Source organism: Tetragenococcus koreensis (assembly GCF_003795145.1).
GTDB classification, from domain to species: Bacteria; Bacillota; Bacilli; order Lactobacillales; family Enterococcaceae; genus Tetragenococcus; species Tetragenococcus koreensis.
Genome location: NZ_CP027786.1, coordinates 571,294 through 594,412, shown reverse-complemented (window position 1 = coordinate 594,412; position 23,119 = coordinate 571,294). Strand labels below are relative to the sequence as shown.

Here is a 23,119-nt window from a genome sequence, read left to right as displayed (position 1 = left end):
CAAAAACAAAGGAGTTCTTGCCTTTATGGTACACTTAAAAGCTATTAAAAATCAATTACCGAATGAAATAAAAGCCCTTTTTTCTGAATTAAAAGTCACGCAATTTTTAAAACAAGCCCATATGGAAAAGCAAAAAGGGTATTCGGTGGCTATTCTATTCACTTTTCTCTTTAGCCTCGTCTTTAAAGGAAAATCCTTAAACCAAGTTCTCAGTGGGCGGGAAAGCGACCAATACATGAAAAAAGATACCGTGTATCGATGGATGAACAATCCCCATAACAACTGGCGTCTGTTTTTACTTCGGTTTAGTGCGTCTGTCATCGAAAAGCTCCATTCTTTAACGGATACGAAAACCCATATTCGGACGTTGATCTTGGATGATTCGACGTTTTATCGTAATCGAAGCCAAGAGGTACCAGGCTTAGCTCGTCTTTGGGATCATGCGCTCAAACAAGGATACAAAGGGTATCGTATGCTTACTTTAGGGTTCTCCGATGGCTATTCTTTCATTCCGATTGATTTCGGGTTACTATCCGGTAAGAAAAAAGTGAACCAAACAATAGCAGAAAAAGATCAACGAACCGTAGGAGCCAAACGATTCAACGAATCAAGTCGTAAAATGCCCGAAGTGGCACTTGAGATGGTTCAACGCGCCTTGAACCAAGGGATTTACGCCACCCATGTGTTGATGGATAAATGGTTTACTTCCCCTAAAATGATAGACCAATTACACGATATGGGGATTCACACCATTGGGATGGTGAAAAATGGAAAAACCAAATACCTTTTTCATCAACGTTTATACAAGCTGGAAGAACTTTATGCCAAATCTACGAAAGAATATACACAAGAAGCGATTATTTCCTCGATTGTGGTGAAACCAAGCTCCGGCAAAAATCCCGTGAAAATCGTTTTTGTCAAAAATCACAATAAGAAAAGTGCTTGGTTGGCGATTATGACCGATGATCTGGATTTATCTTCCCAAGAAATGGTCAAAACATACTCGGCGAGATGGGACATCGAGACATTTTTTAAGGCATCGAAATCATTGCTTCATCTGACTAAAGAAACACAAACGCGACATTATCAAGCCTTAATTTGTCACACCACCATTGTGTTCACACGGTATATTTTATTAAGCTGGCAGCAGCGCTGTGCCAATGATGAGCGGACCTTAGGTGGCTTATTTTATGAACTGGGCGATCAAATAAAAGAACTCGATTGGTCCGCTGCTCTTATCGAATTAGTACATATTATTCAAGCGGTAAGTGAAGAATCAGGAAGCCAATTACAAGATTTTATTACAAGTCAACTCCAACACTGGGTGGATACTCTGCCCCGTTATATCAAGGCTTATCTCCCAGATTTGGTGTGCGAAACTTGAGTAAATAACAAATCACAAAATAACTAGCTGTCATAGCTACAAACATGGGCAAAACGTAATTTGTATCTTGTCCGTAAATAATTCTTGCGTGATGGGTCAACTCTGGTAACGAAATAATGATTGCTAAAGAAGAGTCCTTCACTAAAGAAATTAATTGACTGATAATCGCTGGTATCATTGAACGAAATGCTTGCGGAATAATAATGATTACCATTGTTTGTATATAACTTAAGCCGGTGGAAAGTCCAGCTTCGACTTGACCCTTTGGTACTGCATTTAAACCAGCTCGGAAAATTTCAGAAAGCATGGCGGATTCAAAAATAGTTAAAGCCACCACTGCTGACCAAAAGATATCAAAGCGAATCCCTATTTGCGGTAAAGCAAAATAAGTAAAGAAAATAATCAATAATAAGGGTAAGTTACGAATGACATCAATAATTAAGCCTAGTATTTTAGAAAAAACAGGGATATCTGAAAAACGTAATGTACCAGCCAATGCACCAATTAAAAAACTAAGTACAATCGATATTGCTGATACCGAAACAGTGACCTGCAAGCCATCTAATAAAAACCGCAGATTATCGAATGAAAATGCTCCTACAAAATCCATATGCTGCTTCTCTCCTTCCTAAACTAGACATTCAAACGTTTTTCTAGATAACTCATCAGATAAGATAACGGTAATGTCAAAATCAAATAAAAGATACCAACAATAATATAAGTATCGAATGTGATAAACGTTGCACTTGCAATCAAGTCACCTTGATACATCAAATCAAGACCAGCAACAATCGCAAGTATCGACGAGTTTTTAATCAAATTGATAAATTGTCCTCCCAAAGGTGGAATCACAATTTTAAAAGCCTGGGGCAAAATAATATAGCGCATAGTTTGCACATAAGTAAATCCTGAAGACAAAGCAGCTTCTGTCTGTCCTTTAGGCACTGTCTGTATCCCTGAACGTACTGTTTCAGCAATAAAGGCAGAAGTATAAATCGTCAAACCAATTGTCCCTGCTTGAAAACCTGTGAAGGGTAAACCATACATAGGTAAAACCACATAAAAAAACATGGCTATAATTAATAAAGGAATGTTACGGAAAAATTCTACATAAGCTCTTGCTATCCCTTTAACGACCTTATTCGAAGAAAGTTGAAAAATCGCCATCAAGGTACCAATAACAAGACTAAAGAATAAGGCAATTACACTGGATAATATCGTAATTTTAAATCCGTCAAAAAACATTCCCGAGTAGTTTTGAAATAAAGTTAACATCTCTTCCCCTCCTTATTCACTGACTCTACCCTCATCATCGTCTGGGAACCATTTTTCATAGAGCTCATCGTAAGTCCCATCTTCATGCATTTCTTTTAATGCGTCGTTTATTGCATTTAAAAAGTTTTCTTGGTTTTTATCCACAGCAATTCCATAAGGTTCATTAGTGAAAGTACCTCCGACTAACTCATAATTAGGGTTTTCACTTGCCATTCCTAATAAAATTGCATTATCCGTTGTCATAGCGTCTCCTTGGCCAGCTTGTAGTGCTGTAAAAGCTTCTGCATAGTTTTCTAATTCTATAACATTTGCTTCAGGAGAATGTTCGCGAATATTTTCTGTAGAGGTGGAACCTTTAACTGCTAAAATTGTCATCCCCGGTTCAATCGATTCAACATCTGTGATAGGACTTCCCTTTTCAACTAAAAGGGACTGACCAGCATCGAAATAAACATCAGAAAAATCAACTTCTTTTCTGCGTTCCTCAGAAATGGTCATGGTTGCAATAATAGCGTTGATATTGCCGTTTTTTAATAAAGGAATCCGTGTTTTCGACGTTACTTCAACAAATGTTGCTTGTCCATCACGACCCAGGATTTTTTCGGTAATAGCTTTTGCCATATCGATATCAAAGCCTTTTACTTCTTGTGATGAAATATCCATCAAACCAAATAAACGAGTATCATTTTTTACGCCCCAAATAATTTCATTTGAATCTTCGCTCGTTTCTAATACGTCTCGATCTGCAATGCTTTCAGACTTACAAGCAGACAGTGTAATTACGGCAATTAAAAGGGTCAAAAAGGAAAATAACTTTTTCCTGCTCATTGCTTTTCCTCCTTTATCGGTTAGCCTTTTTAGTTGTTAAATACTATCTAAGCTTACCTACTGTTTAGAAATAATAATTAGTGGTTTACAACTTTACTAATGAATTTTTGTGCCCGAACTTCTTGAGGTTTTTCAAAGAAGCCTTCTACATCATAACTATCTTCTAAAACCTCTCCATCGGCCATAAAGATGACACGATCGGCAACATCTCTAGCGAAATTCATTTCGTGCGTAACAACGATCATTGACATCCCTTCGCGAGCCAATTTTTTCATAACATCTAACACATCGCCGATCATTTCTGGATCAAGCGCTGAAGTCGGTTCATCAAAAAGCAACATTTCAGGCTGCATTGCCAATCCTCGAGCGATAGCTACCCGTTGCTGTTGTCCACCGGAAAGAGTGGAAGGATAAACATCCTTTTTGTCCAACATCCCCACCCGATCAAGCAAACTTTCAGCTGCTTCATCGGCCTGTTTTTCATTCCTTTTTAACACTTTGGTAGGTGCTAACGTAATGTTTTCTAGCACAGTTTTATTAGGATATAAATTAAAATGCTGAAAAACCATCCCAATATTCGTTCTGACCTTAGTTAATTTTGTTTCCTTGCTGCGAATATTTTGTCCGTTAATCAAAAGACTGCCTGAAGAAATTGTTTCTAGCCCATTGATCGTGCGCAAAAGAGTGCTTTTTCCGGAACCAGAAGGTCCAATCACCACTACAACTTCGCCTTTTTCAAAAGTAAGATTAATGTTTTTTAAAGCATGGAAATTACCAAAATATTTTTCAACGTTTTTAAATTCAATCATTGACATATTTTCACACTCCTTTTTATTATTTAAAATTGATAAGATTTTTCTAATAGACAACTAATCAACATTATAATCTGACGAATTCCTTTTTGTAAAGTTTTTTTTCAATGAATAGATGAAAATTCTTTGTTTCTTACATTTTCATGTAAGGTTACCTATCGTATAAAATTTTCCCGATAGCTAGTTAAGGATTGTTTCTTATGAAAAAAAAAGGTAAGATTGCTATAGACTACAATTAGAAAAGGTGAACAACGTGAATACAATTCTTACAGGCGATCGGCCGACAGGCAAACTACATTTAGGCCATTATGTCGGCTCCTTAAAAACCAGAAAAGAAATGCAAGATGATCCCAATAATAATTTATTTGTTATGATTGCTGATATTCAGGCTTTAACTGATAACGCTAAAACACCCGAAAAAGTTTCTTCAAATGTCTTAGAAGTGGCCCTTGATTATTTAGCTGTAGGATTAGATCCTAAAAAAACAACCCTATTTATCCAATCACAAATTCCTGAACTTTCCGAACTGACAATGTATTATTTGAATTTAGTCAGTGTAGGTCGCGTGCGCCGCAATCCAACTGTAAAAAGCGAGATCGAACAAAAGAGTTTTGGTGAAGGCGTTCCTACTGGCTTTTTCATTTATCCCGTTTCGCAAGCTGCAGATATTACTGCTTTTAAAGCCAATTTAGTTCCAGTAGGTGAAGACCAAAAACCTATGGTAGAACAAACACAAGAAATCGTACATTCATTTAATTCAACCTATCAAAAAGTTTTAGTTGAACCCAAAGGTGTGATCCCTGACAAAGGTCTGGGACGCTTGCCCGGTATTGATGGGAATGGAAAAATGAGCAAATCTCTGAACAATGGTATTTATCTAGCCGATTCTAAGGATATTGTGGATAAAAAAATAATGAGCATGTATACTGACCCCAACCATATCCATGTCCAAGATCCAGGAAAAGTCGAAGGGAATATGGTCTTTACTTATCTCGATGTTTTTGCTCAAGATAAAGCTTACGTACAAGAGTTAAAAGAACAATATCAAAAAGGTGGTTTAGGGGACGTAAAGATCAAACGCTATCTAATTGACGTATTAGACGAAGTACTCACTCCAATACGTGCTCGTCGCCAGGAACTTGCCCAAGATCCGCAATATGTCATGGATCTTTTAAAAGATGGCAGCTTAGCAGCCGAAAAAATTGCTGCTCAAACGCTAGATGAAGTAAAAACAGCAATGGGCATTAATTACTTCCATTAATAAAAAGAAAATTTCCGCATAAAGGGTTGAGAATGATCCCCTTTAGCGGAAATTTTTGTATTCAATTGAAGCTATTTTTAGTATTTAACTGAAAATATTCTTATCATCGTCAAAAGTTTATTTTTTTCCATTAACGAATAGCGGCAGTTAATTTTTCAGTCAAAGCTTTTTCGACTTTTTCCATTGCTTTATTGATTTGTTCATCGGTCAAGGTAGCTTCCTGATTAACAAAAGTTAAACGATAGGCCATTGATTTATATCCTGTCTCAATATTTTCCCCTTGATATACATCAAATAAGGAAACCTCTTGCAAGAATTTACCCGCTTCTTCTTCGATCGTTTGAACGATCGTTTGGTTTGCGATATTTTCTTCAATGACTAACGCAATATCTCGTGTTACCTTAGGATATTTTGTTACTGGAACGTAAGTAAACTCAGAATTTGTTCTTAAAATAGTGTCCAGATCCAGCTCAGCTGCATAAGTTTCCGGTACCTCATATTGTTTGGTAATAGTTGGGTGAACTTGACCTACAAACCCAACACTTTGCTTGTTCAAGAAAACCTCAGCACATCTTCCTGGATGCATTTCCGTTCTGTCAGTCGTTTTTTCATAGGTTACTTGGTCAGCTAGATTCAATTCAGCAAATAGCTCTTCTAAAATGCCTTTTGCCTGATAAAAATCAACGGGGTCTCCTTTACTTTGCCAGTCTTGAGTTGTCCATTCACCTGACAAAACAAAAGCCACGTGGTTAATTTCTTGCGGCAAGTCTGCCTTAGGATCATCGACTTGGTAAAAGACACGACCAACTTCATATAATGCTACCTGTTCATTTCTACGGGCAACATTATAAGCGACATCATCTAAAAGACCACTGACCAGATTCAATCGAAGTACGGTCCGTTCTGCTGACATAGGCCAGTCCAAACGAGTTAATTTAGAGCTTGCCGTGGTAAATTGCTGGGATTTTTGTTCTGAGGTTAATGCATAGCTGATTGCCTCACTTAAACCGGCAGCTTCTAGTAACGTGCGTACTTTCCGCGTTTTTAACTGATCGTGTGTTAGCGTTCCTGCGACTGTTTCGCCGCTTGGTAAAGTTGATGGTAAATTATTGTACCCATAAATACGCGCTACTTCTTCTACAATATCTGCTTCAATGGTGATATCCCAACGTCGTGGGGGTATCACAACAGTATAACTGCCTTCATGCTCATGATAACCAAAACCTAAGGCAGTAAAAATATCATTGACCTCAGCAACAGTTAAGTTGGTTCCTAAATAATCATTGAGGCGTTGTAAAGTTACTTTCACTTCTGTATCTTGTGCTTGTACTTCAGCAGCTTTTACCGCACCTTGTAATACGTTTCCACCAGTTAATTCAGCAATCAGTGCACAAGCTTGTTCGCAAGCTTCATCAATCGTTTCTACATTGATGCCCTTTTCAAAGCGGGCAGAAGATTCACTGTGTAAATTAAATTCCTGGGAAGTCCGACGAACTGCTGCCGGGTCAAATAAAGCAGCTTCTAGCGCGACTGTGGTCGTAGACTCTGTAATCTCCGAATCAAGCCCTCCCATTACGCCAGCTAAGGCAACCGGTTGTTGTCCATCGGTGATGACAATATTTTCCTCATTAAGCGCACGCGTTTCACCGTCTAAAGTCACTAGCTCTTCTGCTTTTTGTGCACGACGCACCATGATTTCTTGATTGCTTAATCGATCATAATCAAAGGCATGCAGTGGTTGACCGTAATACATCAGTATGTAGTTGGTCACATCGACGACATTATTAATCGGGCGGATGCCAATATTCATTAAGCGGTTTTGTAACCAGCGCGGACTCGCTTTAATTTTAACATTTTCAATCAGTCGAATTTGGTAACTAGGTGCATCTTTTTCTTCGTTTACATGTACTTTGATTTTATCGCTAGCTTTAGATGATGTTTCTATTAATTCTTTCTTTTTAAATACTGGTTTCTCACGATAAATTGCTCCAGTTTCAAAAGCCACTCCGCGCATGCTCATCGCATCTGCGCGATTAGGTGTAATAGCTAATTCAATAATGGCATCATCCATTTCTAAGTAAGGAAAAACCTCTTGTCCAGGTACTGCTTCTTCTGGTAAATAATAAATACCTTCTGCATATTCCTTAGGTACAACACTTTCCTCATAGCCAATTTCTTGTAATGAACAAATCATACCATTAGAAATTTGTCCACGCATTTTGCCTTTTTTAATTTTTACATTGCCGGCAATTCGCGCACTGGGTAATGCAACAATTACATTGATTCCAGCTTTAATGTTAGGTGCGCCACAAACAATCTGTGTTAATTCTTCTTGTCCCACATCGACTTGGCAAATCGAAAGATGATCAGAATCAGGGTGTGCTACACAAGATTCAACGTGCCCCACTACCACTTTTTTCAAACCATCACTTGGATAAGAAATTCCTTCTACTTCAATTCCCGTCAATGACATTTTATCGGCTAATGCTTGCGGTGTAACATGTGACACGTCAACCAGCTCATTTAACCATTTATATGAAACAAACATTTACTATTCCCCCTTGAACTGATCAATAAAACGAGTATCGTTTAAATAAAAGCTGCGAATATCGTCCACACCATAACGTAGCATAGCAATCCGGTCTGGTCCCAAGCCAAAGGCAAATCCAGTATATTCTTTAGGATCAATGCCCGACATCTCTAAGACATTAGGATGTACCATTCCGGCTCCTAAAATTTCAATCCAGCCGGTATTTTTACATACATTGCAGCCCTTACCCCCACATTTAAAACAAGAAACATCGACTTCAACAGAAGGTTCAGTAAAAGGAAAATAGCTAGGACGTAAACGAATTTCACGATTTTCACCAAACATTTTCTTCATTAATTCTTCTAAAGTTCCTTTTAAATCACCCATCGTTATATGTTTATCGACGACAAGGCCTTCAATTTGGTGGAATTGATGACTATGCGTAGCGTCATCAGTATCACGACGAAATACTTTACCAGGAGAAATCATTCGTAGTGGCCCTTTAGAAAAATCATGAGCTTCCATCGTTCTAGCTTGAACAGGTGAAGTATGTGTTCTGATTAATAATTCATCTGAAATATAAAAAGTGTCTTGCATATCACGGGCAGGATGATTTTTAGGGATGTTCATCCGTTCAAAATTATAATGGTCCTGTTCAACTTCATAGCCTTCAATTACCTGGTACCCCATGCCGACAAAAATATCTTCAATTTCTTCCATAATTTTGATCAGAATATGACGTGTACCTTGCGGAACTTGTCTGCCCGGTAAAGTAACATCAATACTTTCTTTAGCAAGTGCTTGATCCAGTGCTTCTGCTTCTAAGACTGCCTTTTTTTCGTCAATTTGTTGGGTTAGCTTATCTCTTACTTGATTAGCAAAACTGCCCACTTTAGGTCGTTCTTCGGGCGTTAAATCTTTCATGCCGCGTAAAACTTCAGTAATAGGTCCTTTTTTCCCCAATGTTTGTACCCGGATTTGATTGAGTGATGTCAAATCCGTCGTGTTATCGATTTTTTGCAGTGTTTCTTTTTCCAGTGTTTCTAATTGTTCTTGTAAAGACATCTGGCTGCCTCCTCTTAAATTTTAAACAAAAAAAGACCTCATTTCCCACAAAGGAACGAGGTCTCGTGTTACCATCCTAATTCGCGACAATTATCGCGCACTTAATTAATTAACGGTAGTCATTACCGGCTCTATATACAAGCAAGCTACAGAAGTGAACTTCACTTTTCGAATCCAGTCATTGCTTTCAGTCTATGGCAATTCTCCCTTTTACTGTTTCAACCAAATTACTCTTTTCTATTATCGCTTTTTTACTATCCAATTGTTTTTAGTTTACTAAATAATAAAGAATAAATCAACAGCTGTTATTGCTGAAATTACATTCTTCTTCGGACACCCAATCCTGACTCCAATTTCGAACAGAAGCTAATACTTCTTCTAATCCAATTCCTTTATCAGTTAATTGATAGAGTCCTTCTGATTTACTAACGATTCCTTCTTTTTCTAATTCTTTTAAACGCTCGGTCAAAACACGATCGCTTAACATAGGAATTTTATGTGCCATATCAACAAAACGTTGTGTTTTCTCTTGCAATAACACGTCAATAATCAGACCGTTCCACTTTTTCCCTAAAATAGAGAAAGCTTTTTCAAATTTAGGGCAAAGTGTATACGCTGTTTCTTTGGCTTCCATCATAAGCCCTCACCTCTTTTATCGAGTATAACATAAATAGGTCGCTTTCTTCCTAAAAATTGCTTCAGGTAGTAAACATCTCAATGATTTCTTTACTATTTAAAAGCACTAAGAAAGTATGAGTAACAGGTTTATTTAAGGCTTGAGCTAAAGCCTCGCGGTACAGCCGCAATTGGCCCATATATTTGTCTAATACTTGCTGTTTACTATTTGCATTATACACATGATCTGTCTTGAAATCATATAAAATAACGTGGTCTTCATATTCAATATACCCATCTACAATCCCATGGATTAGTAATTCAGCATCTGCTTCATCAAAATCTAAAAATACGTCTCGCGCATCTTTTAACATCGAAAACGGTTGTTCTCTACGAACACGGTCAGGTTCAGCTAGGATTTTTTGACCTAAGTCTGTTTGAAAGAACCATAAGACAGCAGATAAATCCATTTTCTCCGCTACTTGGCTTTCCACTTGATGATTTGCCACTAGCATTTCCAATTTTTGTTGGATACTCGTCTGCGTAGGTGCCGATGTTAATGGAAGCAACTGTAACAAGCTGTGCGTTGCACTGCCTATGACTGTCGGGTCGATCTGTTCTTGTTGCATAAATTTAGGTTTTGCCAATTCTTCAGTCACATAACGATAGTGTTGGGCTTTTTGCTGTTCTAAAGTACTTTGCCAGGATATTTTATTAAGTTGCTGATCATCAGGGTCATTATACAAACGTTTCATCTCAGAAACCGACTGATAGCTTGTAGTCTTGGTTGATTTTTCCATCGGATAGATAAAATCTAAACGTTGTTGCAACTCACTTACTTCAGCTTTTTCTGGAGGATTCAGTGACTGAATATCATTTACCGACGTTTGATATTTTTGTATAGTTTCTTCCAACTGTGTTTGATTACTCCAATGAATTTCAAAATGTGTGGGGTGATCAACCACTTTTTTGCTATCAGTTGCTTCTGAGAAAACTTTTTGCATATCTGGGTGACGCATCAACGTCATACCGACCCAATCCATTAAATTTCCTTTGCCTTTTAAGCGCAAAGCGGGATCTAGCACTAAATTTTCTTGATCTAAGGCCTTTTGCCAATTTTTTAGCGCCTCTTCTTTGGTTTTATACGAACCAACCAAATAAAGCTTTTGTTCTGCCCGAGTCAAAGCAACATATAACTTGCGCATTTCTTCTGATAACATCTTTTGAATTCGTTGTTGTTTAATCGCTTGATAGGGTAAAGTATCATAGCGCACTTGTTCTTCGTCAATATATTGAATACCAGCACCTAAGCGTTCCTCAAAAATAAATCGTGCAGTAAAATCACTATAGTTAAACTGTTTAGTCATATCCAAAAGAAAAACCACGGGGAATTCTAGCCCTTTACTAGCATGAATTGTCATAACTTTTACGGCATTTTCTTGCGATAAAGCAAGTGGTTCTGCTAAATCTTTATCCTTTTCCTGCATTTTTTCTATAAAACGAATAAATTGATACAACCCTCTAAAACTACTCTTTTCATAAGTCTCAGCTCGATGTGCTAGGGCTACTAAATTAGCATATCGTTGTCTGCCCGATGCTAAACCGATGACGTAATCCAAATAAGCAGTTTCTTGGTAGATTGACCAAATCAGCTCACTAATTGAACGCCTACGAGCCAGCTCGCGCCAAGATGTTAGTTGCTCATTAAAGGTATGCAAGCGTGCAGCAAGTTCATCATCTTCGGATAGATAAGCTAAAAAAGCTTCATAGTAATAACTGTCTTTTTGCGCTAAGCGAATCATAGCCAGTTCTTCTTCATTTAGCCCCACTATGGGGGACCGCAAAACTGCCACAAAAGGAATGTCTTGGTAAGGATTGTCAATAACTTCTAGCAAAGAAATCATAATTTGTACTTCGGTTGCTTGAAAATAATTTTGTGCATCATTGACTTCCAAAGGGATTTGAAATTGCTTAAATACATCCATGATCACCAAGTTATTTTTACGCGTCGGCGTCAACAACACAATATCATCATAGGTGATTGGGCGCATTTCTTTTTGGTTTTTATCATAGATCATAAACCGATTTTCTACTAATTCTTTGATTTTTAAAGCAACCAGGTACAATTCTCCCTCAGTTTTATCATCCACAACAGTTGGATCATCTTCGACCTCTTTTTCATACAAAAGTAATTCTGTACTAAATTCTTCGCTGTCAGGAAAAGCTGGGAAGCCAGCTACCAATTGCGCTGCTTCATCATAAGGAATCTGTCCTACCGTTTCATCCATCAATTGCTCAAAAACTAGATTTGTAAACTGTAACACTTCTTTTCTAGAACGAAAATTTTCGGCTAAAACAATTCGCCGTCCTCCCTCTTTTTGAGCAAAGGCTAGGTACTTATCAACAAATAAAGTCGGGTCTGCCAACCGAAAAGCATAAATCGATTGTTTCACGTCGCCTACCATAAACAAGTTGCCTTGTGTTGGTTCAGGTTGGCGTACCCAAAAGAGAATTGCTTCTTGCAAACGGTTGGTATCTTGGTATTCATCTACTAAGACTTCTTCAAAACGGTCACGATAGTAGGACGAAGCCTCGCTTCCCTGACCATCGCCTTGTAAAATATCCAAAGCAAAATGTTCAAGGTCATTAAAATCTAGTACTCCTTTAGCTTGTTTACGTTTTTGATAATTTTCAATAAAAGCTAAGGTGACTTCTCCCATTTTTTCGACTAATGGTTGTGCTTGATCCATTAAGGCAAGCATTTTTTCAGGCGATTGAGCAAAAAATGATTCCGTTTCTTTAATAAGCTCTTTAGCGCTATCACGACGTGGTTTGATAAAATCGTTCGATAATTCTTTGGCGTCTTCTTTTTTATAAGTGGGATATCGCTTAAAATCAAAGTTTGACAATTGTTCGTAAGCCTGCTGTACATTTTCCTCATTGACATAATTCCATAAAAGATTGGCTTGTTCAAGGTCACTTGTTAGCACCAATTCTGCTTTTTCCATTAATTCGGAACTTTGTGCCATCTCTAAAGCAGCTTGCAGCTGTCCGATAGCCGTTTGCAAGTTAGCTAAAATCAATGGTTTGACTTGCGTTTGATACATTTGATTTCCAGCTAAACCTTGTGTGGTATCGTAGCTCTGGCTAAGTTGATTTAGCCAAGTAGTCGGATCAGGATTTGCTTTAGCAAAATCATACAAAGACATGATTAAATTCGTTAAGCCATCATCAGAGCGATCATTGGAAAAATTCTCAGCTAAACGATAAAATTCTTCATCATAAGCCTCAAAGTAGTCATCCCGTAATTCTTCCCAAACCTCTTCTTTTAACAATAATCTTTCGGTATCATCAGTCAGCATGCGAAATACAGGATCCAAGTCAATTAAAAAATAAAAACGTCGGATTACAGTTAGACAAAATGCGTGCAGCGTAGAAATCTGTGCTCTAGGTAAAAGCGTTAATTGCTTAACAAAATGATTGCGCCGTTGTTGCTCGCTTTCTTTATTAATAGCATCTTGCAGCGCATTTTGAATTCGTTCTTTCATTTCACGTGCTGCTGCTTCGGTAAAAGTAACAATCAATAGTTCGTCGATGTTGCTGCCGTTCTTTAATTTTTCAATCACTCGACGGACTAGGACCGTTGTTTTCCCAGATCCTGCTGATGCCGATACAAGTAAATTATCACCGGTATCAAAGACCGCTTGCCATTGTTTATCGGTAAATGTTTCATTTTGGGGTTTTAAAGGAATATTAGTCATCGTCTTCCTCCTTCAAACGTTTCATAATTTCTTCTTTTGTTAATGGATGGATGCGATGATAATCATTTTCTTCTAACATCGGATCAAAAACTGAAATACTTCGAAATGGCGAATATTGGGTTGCTCGTCGTTTATTTTTCATCTTATAAGAAGGATTCATCTTAATTTCGCCTGCAAGTATCCTTTCTGCAGCTTCTTTTAGTTTTTTACGATTATGCGTCATCAACGCATTCATTTCCTCAGTTGTATAAAATTTTTCTTTACTTCTAGCCGATATTTTTAACTGTTCATTCTTATCTTTTTGAATTGGAAAGACTAATGAATGCTGAGATTTATCTAAGGTTTCATCGAACGCTTCAAACACTTCAGGATCATCAGCAAAAAGGCCATCGTATTTGTATTGTTTTAAGCGTTCCTTTTCGTTAGCTTTTTTAGGATCCATAACAGGATCATACACTTGGAAATAATACGCTCCAGCACCATTTACATCGCTTCGTCCAATAAGCTCAACAGCGTCTTTTAAAGCGATGTCTAGATAGGTAAGTAACTGCATAGCAAGACCATAGTAGCTATCTGTAATATCAAACTGATGTGCACTTGATTTATAATCAACGACCGCAAGCCAAGGTTTTCCAGCAATCGTAGTGGTATCGATACGATCAATTTTACCTCTTAAATAAAGATTTCCGCCATTTGATAACGGGATCTGTAAGCCTGGAATCCCTTTGTTACCCGCGATCTCGCCAAATAAAACTTCAGTCTGAACCGGAGTCAATTGTGTTTTTTCAGCTTGTTTTTTTAAGCCCCAAGAAACTCTTTGGATGGTTTTTCCTAAGCGATAACGGATAAAACTCATACGAGCGTTTCCTGTCATAAAGGCATAACGTTCTTGCCCAAACATATTTTCCAAAACACGCTCAATCAAAAAATGGCGCTGCTCTTCTGACATTTGGGTCAGCGAGAGATTGTCTTGAAAAACGGCTTTTAAGAAACTATCTAGAGCCTCATGGAAAATCTCGCCAGTCAGAGCTGAATTTAAACCATAGATTTCTCGTTCTTTTAAGCCCAAACCAAATTTAAGAAAATAGTCATACTGATAGTCATAAAATGTTTCTATTTGAGAAATCGAGCTGTATATGTCTTTCCCGTACAACTGTTCAGCCAAATCAGGCGAGATATTTACAGGAACGTTGCGATGAACTTGACTTTCTAATACTCGATGTGCCAAAGATTGATAGTCAGAAGTTAAAAGTAGATCTTTTAATGATTGCCATACTGCCGGCAACGTCTTTTTTTCTTCTTGGGCTTGTCGATACAAACTATTTAACTGGCGAATCAATCCCTTATAAGTTGCAACATAATGTCGTGGATCACAAGTTAAATCTAAACTACAACGATCCTGCAAGTGAAGATCAGTCCAATTTAAAATACGAGCAAGATAAGGAGACATCTTAATATTTTGTTTTGAATCTGCATTTTTAGGATAACTCAAATACAACTTTTCAGAAGCCGATAATAGCATATTGTAGGCTACAAATGGTTCTTTGCGAATGGTTTCTTCGGCTTGGTCTTTTAAATATTGACCTTCCTGCAGACTCTCATTTAATTGTTGTCTTTCTTCTGTAGAAATCAAGCTTTTATTCTCTACAGTACGAGGAAAACTAGCTTCATCTAACCCGATCGCAAATGTAACTTTCGCTTGCAAAGGACGCGTTAAATCAAGTGGATTAATTTGTACCTGGTCAATTGCTGTGGGAATCTTTCCAAAGGTAAAGTTTTCTAAGCCACTAGATAGTATTTCCTTAAAAAGCTCAAAATCAAAAACGTCTGCACCATAAATTTCAACAAACTCATCTAACAAATCAATTAAAGCTGCCCATGTTTGTTCGTGGTCACGAGCCTGTTCTAAATTTCCCCATTCGATCTCTTGCTCCCGCCAATGAACTAATTGTTTTTCGACGCCCACTTTTTGTAAAAATTCATAAAATACAATAATCGCATCTCTTGTCGTCTGAGCCTTTTTTATCTGAGTAAAAAAACGAACAATATCATTACGGAAATCATTTCTAACTTGATTAGTAAGTGCTTCTGTATTTTGTGTATCTTTCATCTCTTCTTTTTCAAAGTCAAAGTTAAACAATTTCCAGTCTTCTTTTTGTGTCCAGTCAGTTCCATGGAAGTTATGGGCTAAAGCTTCATTTTCAGTCAAATCAACCATCCAACGAAAAGTGTCACGAGCTTTTTGCCAATCTTGCGTTTCTTCTTGTAAACTATTGGGTATGTACAACTCCGTCCGCAAAAAGCGAAATACATCGGACATGCGATAATAATAGTTATCTAAGGCAAATAATGCGTGAATAAACTCGACTAGCGGATGCTGTTCCATTTTACGATCTTGGTCTAAATAAAAAGGAATACCAGACTCTTCAAAAACAGAAGGGATAAATGAATAATAAAGCTCTGGATCCAAAGTCAATAGCTGAATGTCCCGATAATAAAGTGGTTGTTTTCCACCAGCAAAAGAATCGGTGACTAATCGGCGAATTTCAGTAGCAACTTGCCGCAGTTCTTCTTCGGGATTTTCTGCTTTCCAGATTTGTATATAGTCACTCAAATTACCTGATTGTTCGTATCTTCCCATGCTAGTTTGTTTAAAACAACGTTCTAGTTCCAAATAACTAGCAGATGCTTGCGTCAGTCGTGGCGCTTTTTTATCAAATGACACATGAACTTGTTGATTTTGTGCAAAGTTTTTTAAAAGATGGTACGTTTGTTTAGTATCAAAAAATAAATCTAAAGGCCCATTATCAGCATAAATAGAATCAATATATAGATCAATACAGACCTGACTTTTTGTAAATAAAACTTTTAAAAGTTCTTGCTCTTGCATGCTGAAATTAGAAAAGCCAGTAACTACAAAAAGTTTTTGTCCCAACTGTGCTTTGTCTTGCAGGTCTTCATTAGCTAAAAAATTAGTTAGCGTTGGAAGCGGCTGTTCTACTTGCAAGTTTCTTTTTATCAATTCTTCTTCGTAAGCTGCAAAAATTAATTTAATTTCATACATTTTCAATTCAAAATCTTGAGCTTTACTTGTTGTTTTATCAGTAGGAGAAAATTCAAGCTTATCAAGCGCAATATTTCCTAATTGAAACTCCTGGTAGAGTTCAAGTAATTTCGCAATAAAACCTTCTTTATTAATTTCTCCGCGAAAAATAACTAACTGGTCTACTAAGGCAGTCAAGACTTTACGCATAATCATAGCTGAACCTGTATCAGAAATAGTTTGACCGTTTATCTGTCCGCTATCTTGTAAAAAGTACCACGCTAAACGATTAAAACTATAGACTTGCCCACGAATCGTGCTAAAATGATCCGTTGCCTGTCTATGTTTCAATTGCGATAAAATTTCTTGCTCACGTTCAAATTTATTATAGTTAGGTACTAAAAAAAAGACTTCTTTGTGGTCTTTTGCCAACCAATCACAGGCAACATCTAAAAGTGCTTTTTCATGATTACAGCTGCCATCGCCTGTTATAAATTGTAAACTCAAAGTTATCCCTCCTTTTCGCTTAATTTTCATATGTATAATTCATTTATAATAACATATACAGCTAATAGTTTAACACACGAATAATGACAAATTTAATATTATGCAAAAAAAGTAAGCATTCCCCTTTACTAACTTTTAGTAAGAGGTTATACTTTCTTTTGTAACAAAAAAATACAAATAAAGGCGGAAACTTTTTCATGACAAATTTTTTAAATACGATTAAAAATCGTCGTTCAATTTATTCGTTAGGCCGTAACACCTTTTTATCAGAAACAGAAATTATGGATTTGATTAAAGAAGCAGTAAAACAAAGCCCTAGTGCTTTTAATGCACAAGAACCACGGATCATCACCCTTTTTGGTGACGCTCATGAAAAACTATGGGAATTAACCGAACAAGCATTAGAGCCGCTAACACCAGCAGAAGCATTTGAAAATACCAAACAAAAATTAGCTGGTTTTAAAGCAGGCCTGGGCACAGCGATGTTTTTCAACGATGTCGATACAACAAAACAATTACAAGAACAATTTACTTTGTATGCTGACAACTTTCCTGCTTGGGCCGAACAAGCCAATGGAATCGCTACAGCAAATACCTGGACTACTTTAGCTGAAGCCGGTATTGGCGCTAACTTGCAACATTATAATCCAGTCATTGATGAAGCAGTCGCTAATGAATGGGATGTACCTTCTAACTGGCGCTTACGCTCCCAACTTGTTTTCGGTTCTCCAGAAGGACAGGCCGGCGAAAAAGTCTTCTTAGCTGATGACGAACGTTTCAAAGTATTCAAATAACAGTAATATTGATAAAAAGTACAGCTTGAACCGATCGACGGTTAAGCTGTACTTTTCTATTCATTGGGTTCCATTACCACATCAATAGGGGTACCTTCTTTTAAATGTTTTGATAGAAATTTAACTAATTCATCCATTGGTGTACTAAATTTCATTAACGGTCCACGCAAACCAAATTTAAAAAAGTTCATCTTTACTTCATTTTTCTTTTCGTCTCGAAATAGTACCACTCGATCAACTTCATCAAATTTAATCCCTCGATTATCTAAAGGGTGAATGACAAACCGATCGTCGGCAATTCCTCTGCCATTAACAGCATAACTGACAATCGCTAAGCCAACCGCAATTCCTCTTATTATTTCATCCAAAGTTCCTGTTGTTATAAATAAGCTTCCGGCAAAAATGCCAAATAAAATTGGAAAAATGAGTGAGAAAAGTGACTGGTGTTTGGCAGTAAAAATTAATTCTTTTCTGACTAAAAACAAGAAAAGATATAAGACAGTCGTAAAAGCAACAAATAGTAACGTAAAAACTGTCATGATACACACACCACCCTTATAAGTTCCTTTACCCTATTTTATCAGAATACAGTGTCATCTACAAAGAGAAACCACTAAACCAGACATTTTTACACAAAAGCAAAGCTATTGCTATTCATCGTTTTTGCAAAAACTGTTTATGGATCTTAATTAAATAAAGTAAATACACAAAATTTGACTATTGTGCGGTGGCTACTTTGTCGATGTCCCTCCAATACATTTTATATTGGTGCTTACTTTGTCGATGTCCCTCCAATACATTTTATATTGGTGCTTACTTTGTCGATGTCCCTCCAATACATTTTATATTGGTGCTTACTTTGCTGATGTCCCTCCAATACATTTCATATTGGTGGCTACTTCGCTGATGTCCCTCCAATACATTTCATATTGGTGCTTACTTTGCTGATGTCCCTCCAATACATTTCATATTGGTGCTTACTTTGCTGATGTCCCTCCAATACATTTCATATTGGTGGCTACTTTGCTGATGTCCCTCCAATATAAGCACAAAAAAACCTCTGAACATTTCATCCAATGGACAGTCCAGAGATTTTATTACCTTCAGTGAAATTAATGATCTAAAGAATTGATAATGTAGAATATGCCAATCAGCATAAAATAAAAGCCAACTAAAAATGAGATCGTAAGTGCTGATACAATCGGATCGAAGAATAGCATAAAGCCAACTAAAATTCCAATCAAGTTTAAGAATAAAGTAAGCCAATAGTGTCCACTACCGAATGTTCGAACATGGTCTAAGACGAACAAGTTTCGAATAGAATCAGCAATAAACCAAATAGCAAAAATATAAGTTATCGCAATAATGCCAGCGCTAAGATTAAACATTAAAACAATACCGAGAATCAGCTCAACAATCCCTAATACTAGAAATGCCGTTGCACGAAATCCAGTCATATTTTTAATTTGATTACGAATAATAATACTAAAAATACCATTAATAACAGCCAGGATCGCAAAAAGAATCACAACTGCCGATAAGCTACCACCTGGATTACCAAATGATAATAAGGAAATCAAAATAAATAAGATACCTAAGATAAGTCCGCCCCAATTAATAGATTTTTTTCCGTTCATTTTATCATTACCTCCTTTCCTTACTAAGAAGTATTATGACACATGTTTGCCTATTTTGACAAAGGATAAGAAAAACGATCGATCCAAAAAAGATCGATCGTTTTTCTTATTCATCTAACCCAATTTGTTCGCGGACAACATCCGCAATTTTATTGACGTAATAGTCAACTTCTTCATCCGTAGGCGCTTCTGCCATAATACGTAGCAAAGGCTCTGTACCAGAAGCTCTAACTAAAATACGTCCTTCATCGCCCAACTTAGCTTCAGTTTCTTCAATGACTGCTTTGATTGCTGGAACGTCCATCGCTCCATATTTATCGGAAACGCGAATGTTAACTAATTTCTGCGGATAAATCGTTACATTAGCTGCTAATTCAGAAAGTTTTTTGCCTGTTTGTTTCATAATATTGAGAAGTTGGATGCCTGAAAGCATGCCATCTCCAGTAGTGTTCAAATCGAAAAACACCATATGACCTGATTGTTCGCCACCAAAATTATAACCATTTTTACGCATTTCTTCGACCACGTAACGGTCGCCAACTTTGGTCACAACATCATTCAAACCAGCAGCTTCCACTGCTTTATGAAAACCTAGATTGCTCATCACTGTGGTGACAATCGTGTTCTTTTTCAGCAAATCATTTTCTGCTAAATACTTAGCACAGATGTACATAATTTTATCGCCATCAACAATTTGTCCGTTTTCATCGACTGCAATTACCCGATCTCCGTCGCCATCAAAAGCAATACCTGCATCAGCTTGTTTTTCCACCACAAATTCAGCTAATTTTTCAGGATGGGTTGACCCCACGCCATCATTAATATTTGTTCCATTAGGTGAAGTGCCCATGGTATAAAAATCTGTTTCCAAATCAGCAAATAAACGATTAACCGTAGAAGCTGTTGCTCCGTTAGCAGCATCAATGCAGACCGTAAGGCCAGATAGATCATCCGAAATTGTTTGTTGTAAGAATTGCGAATATTTTAATAACCCTTCAGGAAATTCTTCCAAAGAGCCTAGCCCATCAGCAGAAGGACGTGGGAGTTCGTCTTCTTTAGCATCAAGTAAAGCTTCGATTTCTGCTTCTTTTTCATCTGCTAACTTGAAACCGTCATTACCAAAAAACTTAATCCCGTTGTCTTCTGCTGGATTATGTGAAGCAGAAATCATTACACCAGAACTTGCCTTTTGGATACGGGTTAAATACGCAACGCCGGGAGTTGAAATCACACCTAGCTGAAAGACCTCGATTCCTACCGAGAGTAAGCCAGCAACCAAAGCATTTTCTAATAATTGACCGGACATACGAGTGTCTCGTCCTACCAATACCTTTGGCTGTTCTTTTTCATCTTCATGTCGACTTAATACATAACCACCACAACGACCTAGTTTAAATGCTAATTCTGGCGTCAGTTCTTTATTTGCGACTCCTCTGACACCATCAGTACCAAAATATTTTCCCATAATCAACTTACCTTTCTGTTTCTTCTTCGTTTTCTTGAGCGCCTACTTCTTCATCTGCTGAATCTTGCTGTTGCTGGGTTGCTTCTGTCTGTTCTTGTGTTTCTTCTGTGGGTTCCTGAGTTTCTTCTGTGGTTGTTTCCTCTTCAACAGGAGGACTTGCATCCTCATCTGTTGCTGTGTTAGTCTCCTCTGTTTCTGTATTTTCTGTATTTTCATTACCTTCATCTGCTGAAGGTTGCGTGCCTGTATCTGCTCCACCGTTTTCTCCAGTACCTGTATCCGAGTTCTCAAATACGGGAGTAATATTAACAGTTACCGTATCAACATCAGAACGCAGCTGAGCAGGAGCTTGGACATTGACATTTCTAGTCGTTGGCTCAGTAATATCTGTCACGTCCACCGGAACTTCAAGAGAATCTACATCATCTAATAAATCTTGCGCCCCGGTAATTGTAGCACTATTTTCACTTAATTGAAAATCAAAGTCAGAAATCCCATCAGCAGCGTCACCTGTTTGTGTAGGAGTTAAGCTAACTTCCTTATCAGGAGCTGAAACATCTAATTGCACTTCTGCTGTTTGCGGACTCAGACTTGCTGATAACTCTTCCCCGTTTTCATTTACGGCTTGTAAGGGAAAACTGTCCGAAATGCTCTCATTAATCGTATCTAAATCAGAAGAAATAATGACATTTGCAATTTCTTCCATCGTTTGTTCCCCTGAAGTAACTTCTACTTCTTGGGGTGTAACAGTTGCGTCCTCTAACTCAAAGCCATCTTGCAGATTGTCTTCAAAATCTTGTGGGTCAATTTGAAAGTTTTTAGTTACTTTTTTTTCGATAGTTACCGTTAGAGTATCCGGTTCTACCTGTGCATCCACGCTATTACTTAGATTTTCTACTTCTAACGGAACGTCATGGGTACCTTCTTCTAAGTCAGTTAAATCAGCAACAACTTCAAAGTTTCTTGTTTCTTCATTCGCTTCTGCATTTAATTGAACCCGGTTAACGCCACTTAATGTTACATCCACCGTGTCTTCGTACCCTTGAATATAATATTCATCAGAATCATAATCAATTGAGACAGGTACATCTTGAACTGTTTCATCGAAAGTTTCTGAAGAAGCAATGTTACTTTGAAAATTAGAACCATTAGCATTGAAAAAAAGGACTAAACTGAAAAACAGAGCTAAGAGGCCATAGATAATGTTGCTTTTCTTCTTTTTCCTAAGCATCATTTTCCTCCTTTACTCAATTTATTCAATTCATCTAAAAGATTTCTGAAAACATTCTTTTTCTTCCCATTTTTATCCGTATTTTCTACAATTAACGTATCTCTGAGCATCTTCAAATACTCTTCTTGGCTTAGTTCAGAATATAAACGATTATTCAAAGTCAAACTCACGCCGCCTGTTTCTTCAGAGACTACAATGGTCAATGCGTCACTAACTTCGGCGACGCCAACTGCTGCCCGGTGTCGGGTCCCATACTCTTTAGAAATTCGATTACTATCAGATAAAGGTAAATAGGCGCTAGATACGGCAATTTTTCCATTTCTGACAATCACTGCGCCATCGTGCAGCGGCGTATTGGGGATAAAAATATTGATTAAAAGTTCTCCAGTGATATCCGCATCAAGCGTAATCCCTGTTTCAATATATTCTTCTAAGCCTGTTGTTCGTTCAATCGTTACTAACGCACCGATTTTACGTTTGGACATATACTGGATCGCTTTATCAAAGGCCTGAATCATCGTTTCGCCTTGAGCTTCCTCAGTTTTAGTTTGACTGAAAATAGTGGTTCGTCCTAAATGTTCCAGTCCTCGCCGAATTTCCGGCTGAAAAATAACAATAGCAGCAATAACACCGTAGGTAATTACCTGATCCATCAGCCACGACAATGTATGAAGCCCAATAACTTCTGCTAAGAAACGAATAGCAATAAACATTACAACGCCTTTGAATAGCTGGATCGCTTTTGTCCCTTGAACCATTTGTATCAATTTATAAACCAGATACCAAACCACTAAGATATCTAAAATATTGATAAAAAAGGGAACAGAAAAAACATCTACAGATAATAACTGTCTCCAATACTCTAAATCAAAAAGTTCTGCAATGTTAAACGACATATAAAGCCTTCCTTT

The 23,119-nt window shown here is 37.4% G+C and carries 17 protein-coding genes and 1 other annotated feature; of the genes, 3 read left to right on the top strand and 14 right to left on the bottom strand.

Annotation, left to right across the window (positions count from 1 at the left end; all coding sequences use genetic code 11):
- Positions 1–25 precede the first annotated feature (25 nt).
- A complete protein-coding gene (locus C7K43_RS02820; protein ID WP_094243264.1) occupies positions 26–1,384 on the top strand; it encodes an IS4 family transposase in 1,359 nt (452 codons plus the stop codon).
- Here the strand turns inward: C7K43_RS02820 and C7K43_RS02815 are convergent.
- The 4 genes from C7K43_RS02815 to C7K43_RS02800 form a co-directional block, all read right to left on the bottom strand.
- Complete coding sequence (locus tag C7K43_RS02815; protein WP_124005464.1) at positions 1,347–1,994, bottom strand: amino acid ABC transporter permease; 648 nt, start codon at positions 1,992–1,994, stop codon at positions 1,347–1,349. The two genes, C7K43_RS02820 and C7K43_RS02815, sit on opposite strands and share 38 nt — an antisense overlap.
- Before the next feature lie 23 nt (positions 1,995–2,017).
- The gene (locus tag C7K43_RS02810; protein ID WP_124005463.1) at positions 2,018–2,659 is read right to left on the bottom strand and encodes an amino acid ABC transporter permease; all 642 of its coding nucleotides are present in this window, start codon (positions 2,657–2,659) and stop codon (positions 2,018–2,020) included.
- Between the two features lie 12 nt (positions 2,660–2,671).
- Positions 2,672–3,487 carry a transporter substrate-binding domain-containing protein gene (locus C7K43_RS02805; RefSeq protein WP_124005462.1) on the bottom strand — a complete coding sequence of 272 codons (816 nt, stop codon included), beginning with the start codon at positions 3,485–3,487 and terminating at the stop codon, positions 2,672–2,674.
- A gap of 77 nt (positions 3,488–3,564) precedes the next feature.
- Entirely contained in the window at positions 3,565–4,302 is a 738-nt protein-coding gene (locus C7K43_RS02800; protein ID WP_124005461.1) for an amino acid ABC transporter ATP-binding protein, read from the bottom strand.
- 250 nt (positions 4,303–4,552) lie between these two features.
- On the opposite strand from C7K43_RS02800, the gene trpS reads away from it, so the two are divergent.
- A complete protein-coding gene (trpS, locus tag C7K43_RS02795; protein ID WP_124005460.1) occupies positions 4,553–5,560 on the top strand; it encodes a tryptophan--tRNA ligase in 1,008 nt (335 codons plus the stop codon).
- Positions 5,561–5,690: 130 nt separating this feature from the next.
- Here the strand turns inward: trpS and pheT are convergent, their stop codons facing one another.
- The 5 genes from pheT to C7K43_RS02770 form a co-directional block, all read right to left on the bottom strand.
- Positions 5,691–8,108 (bottom strand): phenylalanine--tRNA ligase subunit beta, encoded by a 2,418-nt coding sequence (gene pheT / locus C7K43_RS02790; protein ID WP_124005459.1) that lies wholly within the window; start codon positions 8,106–8,108, stop codon positions 5,691–5,693.
- Between the two features lie 3 nt (positions 8,109–8,111).
- Complete coding sequence (pheS, locus tag C7K43_RS02785; protein WP_124005458.1) at positions 8,112–9,155, bottom strand: phenylalanine--tRNA ligase subunit alpha; 1,044 nt, start codon at positions 9,153–9,155, stop codon at positions 8,112–8,114.
- Between the two features lie 48 nt (positions 9,156–9,203).
- Positions 9,204–9,408 (bottom strand) — a binding site (T-box leader).
- A 42-nt stretch (positions 9,409–9,450) separates the two neighbouring features.
- Positions 9,451–9,789, bottom strand: coding sequence for a winged helix-turn-helix transcriptional regulator (locus tag C7K43_RS02780; protein ID WP_186810691.1), 339 nt, complete (start codon positions 9,787–9,789; stop codon positions 9,451–9,453).
- A gap of 64 nt (positions 9,790–9,853) precedes the next feature.
- Entirely contained in the window at positions 9,854–13,531 is a 3,678-nt protein-coding gene (gene addA / locus C7K43_RS02775) for a helicase-exonuclease AddAB subunit AddA (RefSeq protein WP_124005456.1), read from the bottom strand.
- Positions 13,524–17,081, bottom strand: coding sequence for a PD-(D/E)XK nuclease family protein (locus C7K43_RS02770; protein ID WP_124005455.1), 3,558 nt, complete (start codon positions 17,079–17,081; stop codon positions 13,524–13,526). The genes addA and C7K43_RS02770 overlap by 8 nt, the downstream gene beginning before the upstream one ends.
- Positions 17,082–17,278: 197 nt before the next feature.
- Between C7K43_RS02770 and C7K43_RS02765 the strand changes: the two genes are divergently transcribed.
- On the top strand, positions 17,279–17,875 hold the full coding sequence (locus C7K43_RS02765; protein WP_124005454.1) for a nitroreductase family protein: 597 nt from the start codon (positions 17,279–17,281) through the stop codon (positions 17,873–17,875).
- A gap of 56 nt (positions 17,876–17,931) precedes the next feature.
- On the opposite strand, the gene C7K43_RS02760 is transcribed toward C7K43_RS02765, so the two are convergent.
- The 5 genes from C7K43_RS02760 to cdaA form a co-directional block, all read right to left on the bottom strand.
- Complete coding sequence (locus C7K43_RS02760; RefSeq protein ID WP_124005453.1) at positions 17,932–18,414, bottom strand: hypothetical protein; 483 nt, start codon at positions 18,412–18,414, stop codon at positions 17,932–17,934.
- Positions 18,415–18,987: 573 nt separating this feature from the next.
- Entirely contained in the window at positions 18,988–19,512 is a 525-nt protein-coding gene (locus tag C7K43_RS02755; RefSeq protein WP_124005452.1) for an HdeD family acid-resistance protein, read from the bottom strand.
- Between the two features lie 106 nt (positions 19,513–19,618).
- Complete coding sequence (gene glmM, locus C7K43_RS02750) at positions 19,619–20,977, bottom strand: phosphoglucosamine mutase (RefSeq protein ID WP_124005451.1); 1,359 nt, start codon at positions 20,975–20,977, stop codon at positions 19,619–19,621.
- A gap of 7 nt (positions 20,978–20,984) precedes the next feature.
- Positions 20,985–22,208 (bottom strand): CdaR family protein, encoded by a 1,224-nt coding sequence (locus C7K43_RS02745; protein WP_168711983.1) that lies wholly within the window; start codon positions 22,206–22,208, stop codon positions 20,985–20,987.
- A complete protein-coding gene (cdaA, locus tag C7K43_RS02740; protein WP_124005449.1) occupies positions 22,208–23,104 on the bottom strand; it encodes a diadenylate cyclase CdaA in 897 nt (298 codons plus the stop codon). Before cdaA ends, C7K43_RS02745 begins: the two co-directional genes overlap by 1 nt.
- Positions 23,105–23,119 lie beyond the last annotated feature (15 nt).

Excerpts from the sequence above, each read along its gene's own strand:
- C7K43_RS02815 (WP_124005464.1), bottom strand. The coding sequence starts at position 1,994 with ATGGATTTTGTAGGAGCATTTTCATTCGATAATCTGCGGTTTTTATTA.
- C7K43_RS02780 (WP_186810691.1), bottom strand. The coding sequence starts at position 9,789 with ATGGAAGCCAAAGAAACAGCGTATACACTTTGCCCTAAATTTGAAAAA.
- C7K43_RS02765 (WP_124005454.1), top strand. The coding sequence starts at position 17,279 with ATGACAAATTTTTTAAATACGATTAAAAATCGTCGTTCAATTTATTCG.
- C7K43_RS02800 (WP_124005461.1), bottom strand. The coding sequence starts at position 4,302 with ATGTCAATGATTGAATTTAAAAACGTTGAAAAATATTTTGGTAATTTC.
- glmM (WP_124005451.1), bottom strand. The coding sequence starts at position 20,977 with ATGGGAAAATATTTTGGTACTGATGGTGTCAGAGGAGTCGCAAATAAA.
- C7K43_RS02820 (WP_094243264.1), top strand. The coding sequence starts at position 26 with ATGGTACACTTAAAAGCTATTAAAAATCAATTACCGAATGAAATAAAA.
- C7K43_RS02755 (WP_124005452.1), bottom strand. The coding sequence starts at position 19,512 with ATGAACGGAAAAAAATCTATTAATTGGGGCGGACTTATCTTAGGTATC.
- C7K43_RS02805 (WP_124005462.1), bottom strand. The coding sequence starts at position 3,487 with ATGAGCAGGAAAAAGTTATTTTCCTTTTTGACCCTTTTAATTGCCGTA.
- C7K43_RS02745 (WP_168711983.1), bottom strand. The coding sequence starts at position 22,208 with ATGCTTAGGAAAAAGAAGAAAAGCAACATTATCTATGGCCTCTTAGCT.
- addA (WP_124005456.1), bottom strand. The coding sequence starts at position 13,531 with ATGACTAATATTCCTTTAAAACCCCAAAATGAAACATTTACCGATAAA.
- pheT (WP_124005459.1), bottom strand. The coding sequence starts at position 8,108 with ATGTTTGTTTCATATAAATGGTTAAATGAGCTGGTTGACGTGTCACAT.
- C7K43_RS02760 (WP_124005453.1), bottom strand. The coding sequence starts at position 18,414 with ATGACAGTTTTTACGTTACTATTTGTTGCTTTTACGACTGTCTTATAT.
- C7K43_RS02810 (WP_124005463.1), bottom strand. The coding sequence starts at position 2,659 with ATGTTAACTTTATTTCAAAACTACTCGGGAATGTTTTTTGACGGATTT.
- cdaA (WP_124005449.1), bottom strand. The coding sequence starts at position 23,104 with ATGTCGTTTAACATTGCAGAACTTTTTGATTTAGAGTATTGGAGACAG.
- pheS (WP_124005458.1), bottom strand. The coding sequence starts at position 9,155 with ATGTCTTTACAAGAACAATTAGAAACACTGGAAAAAGAAACACTGCAA.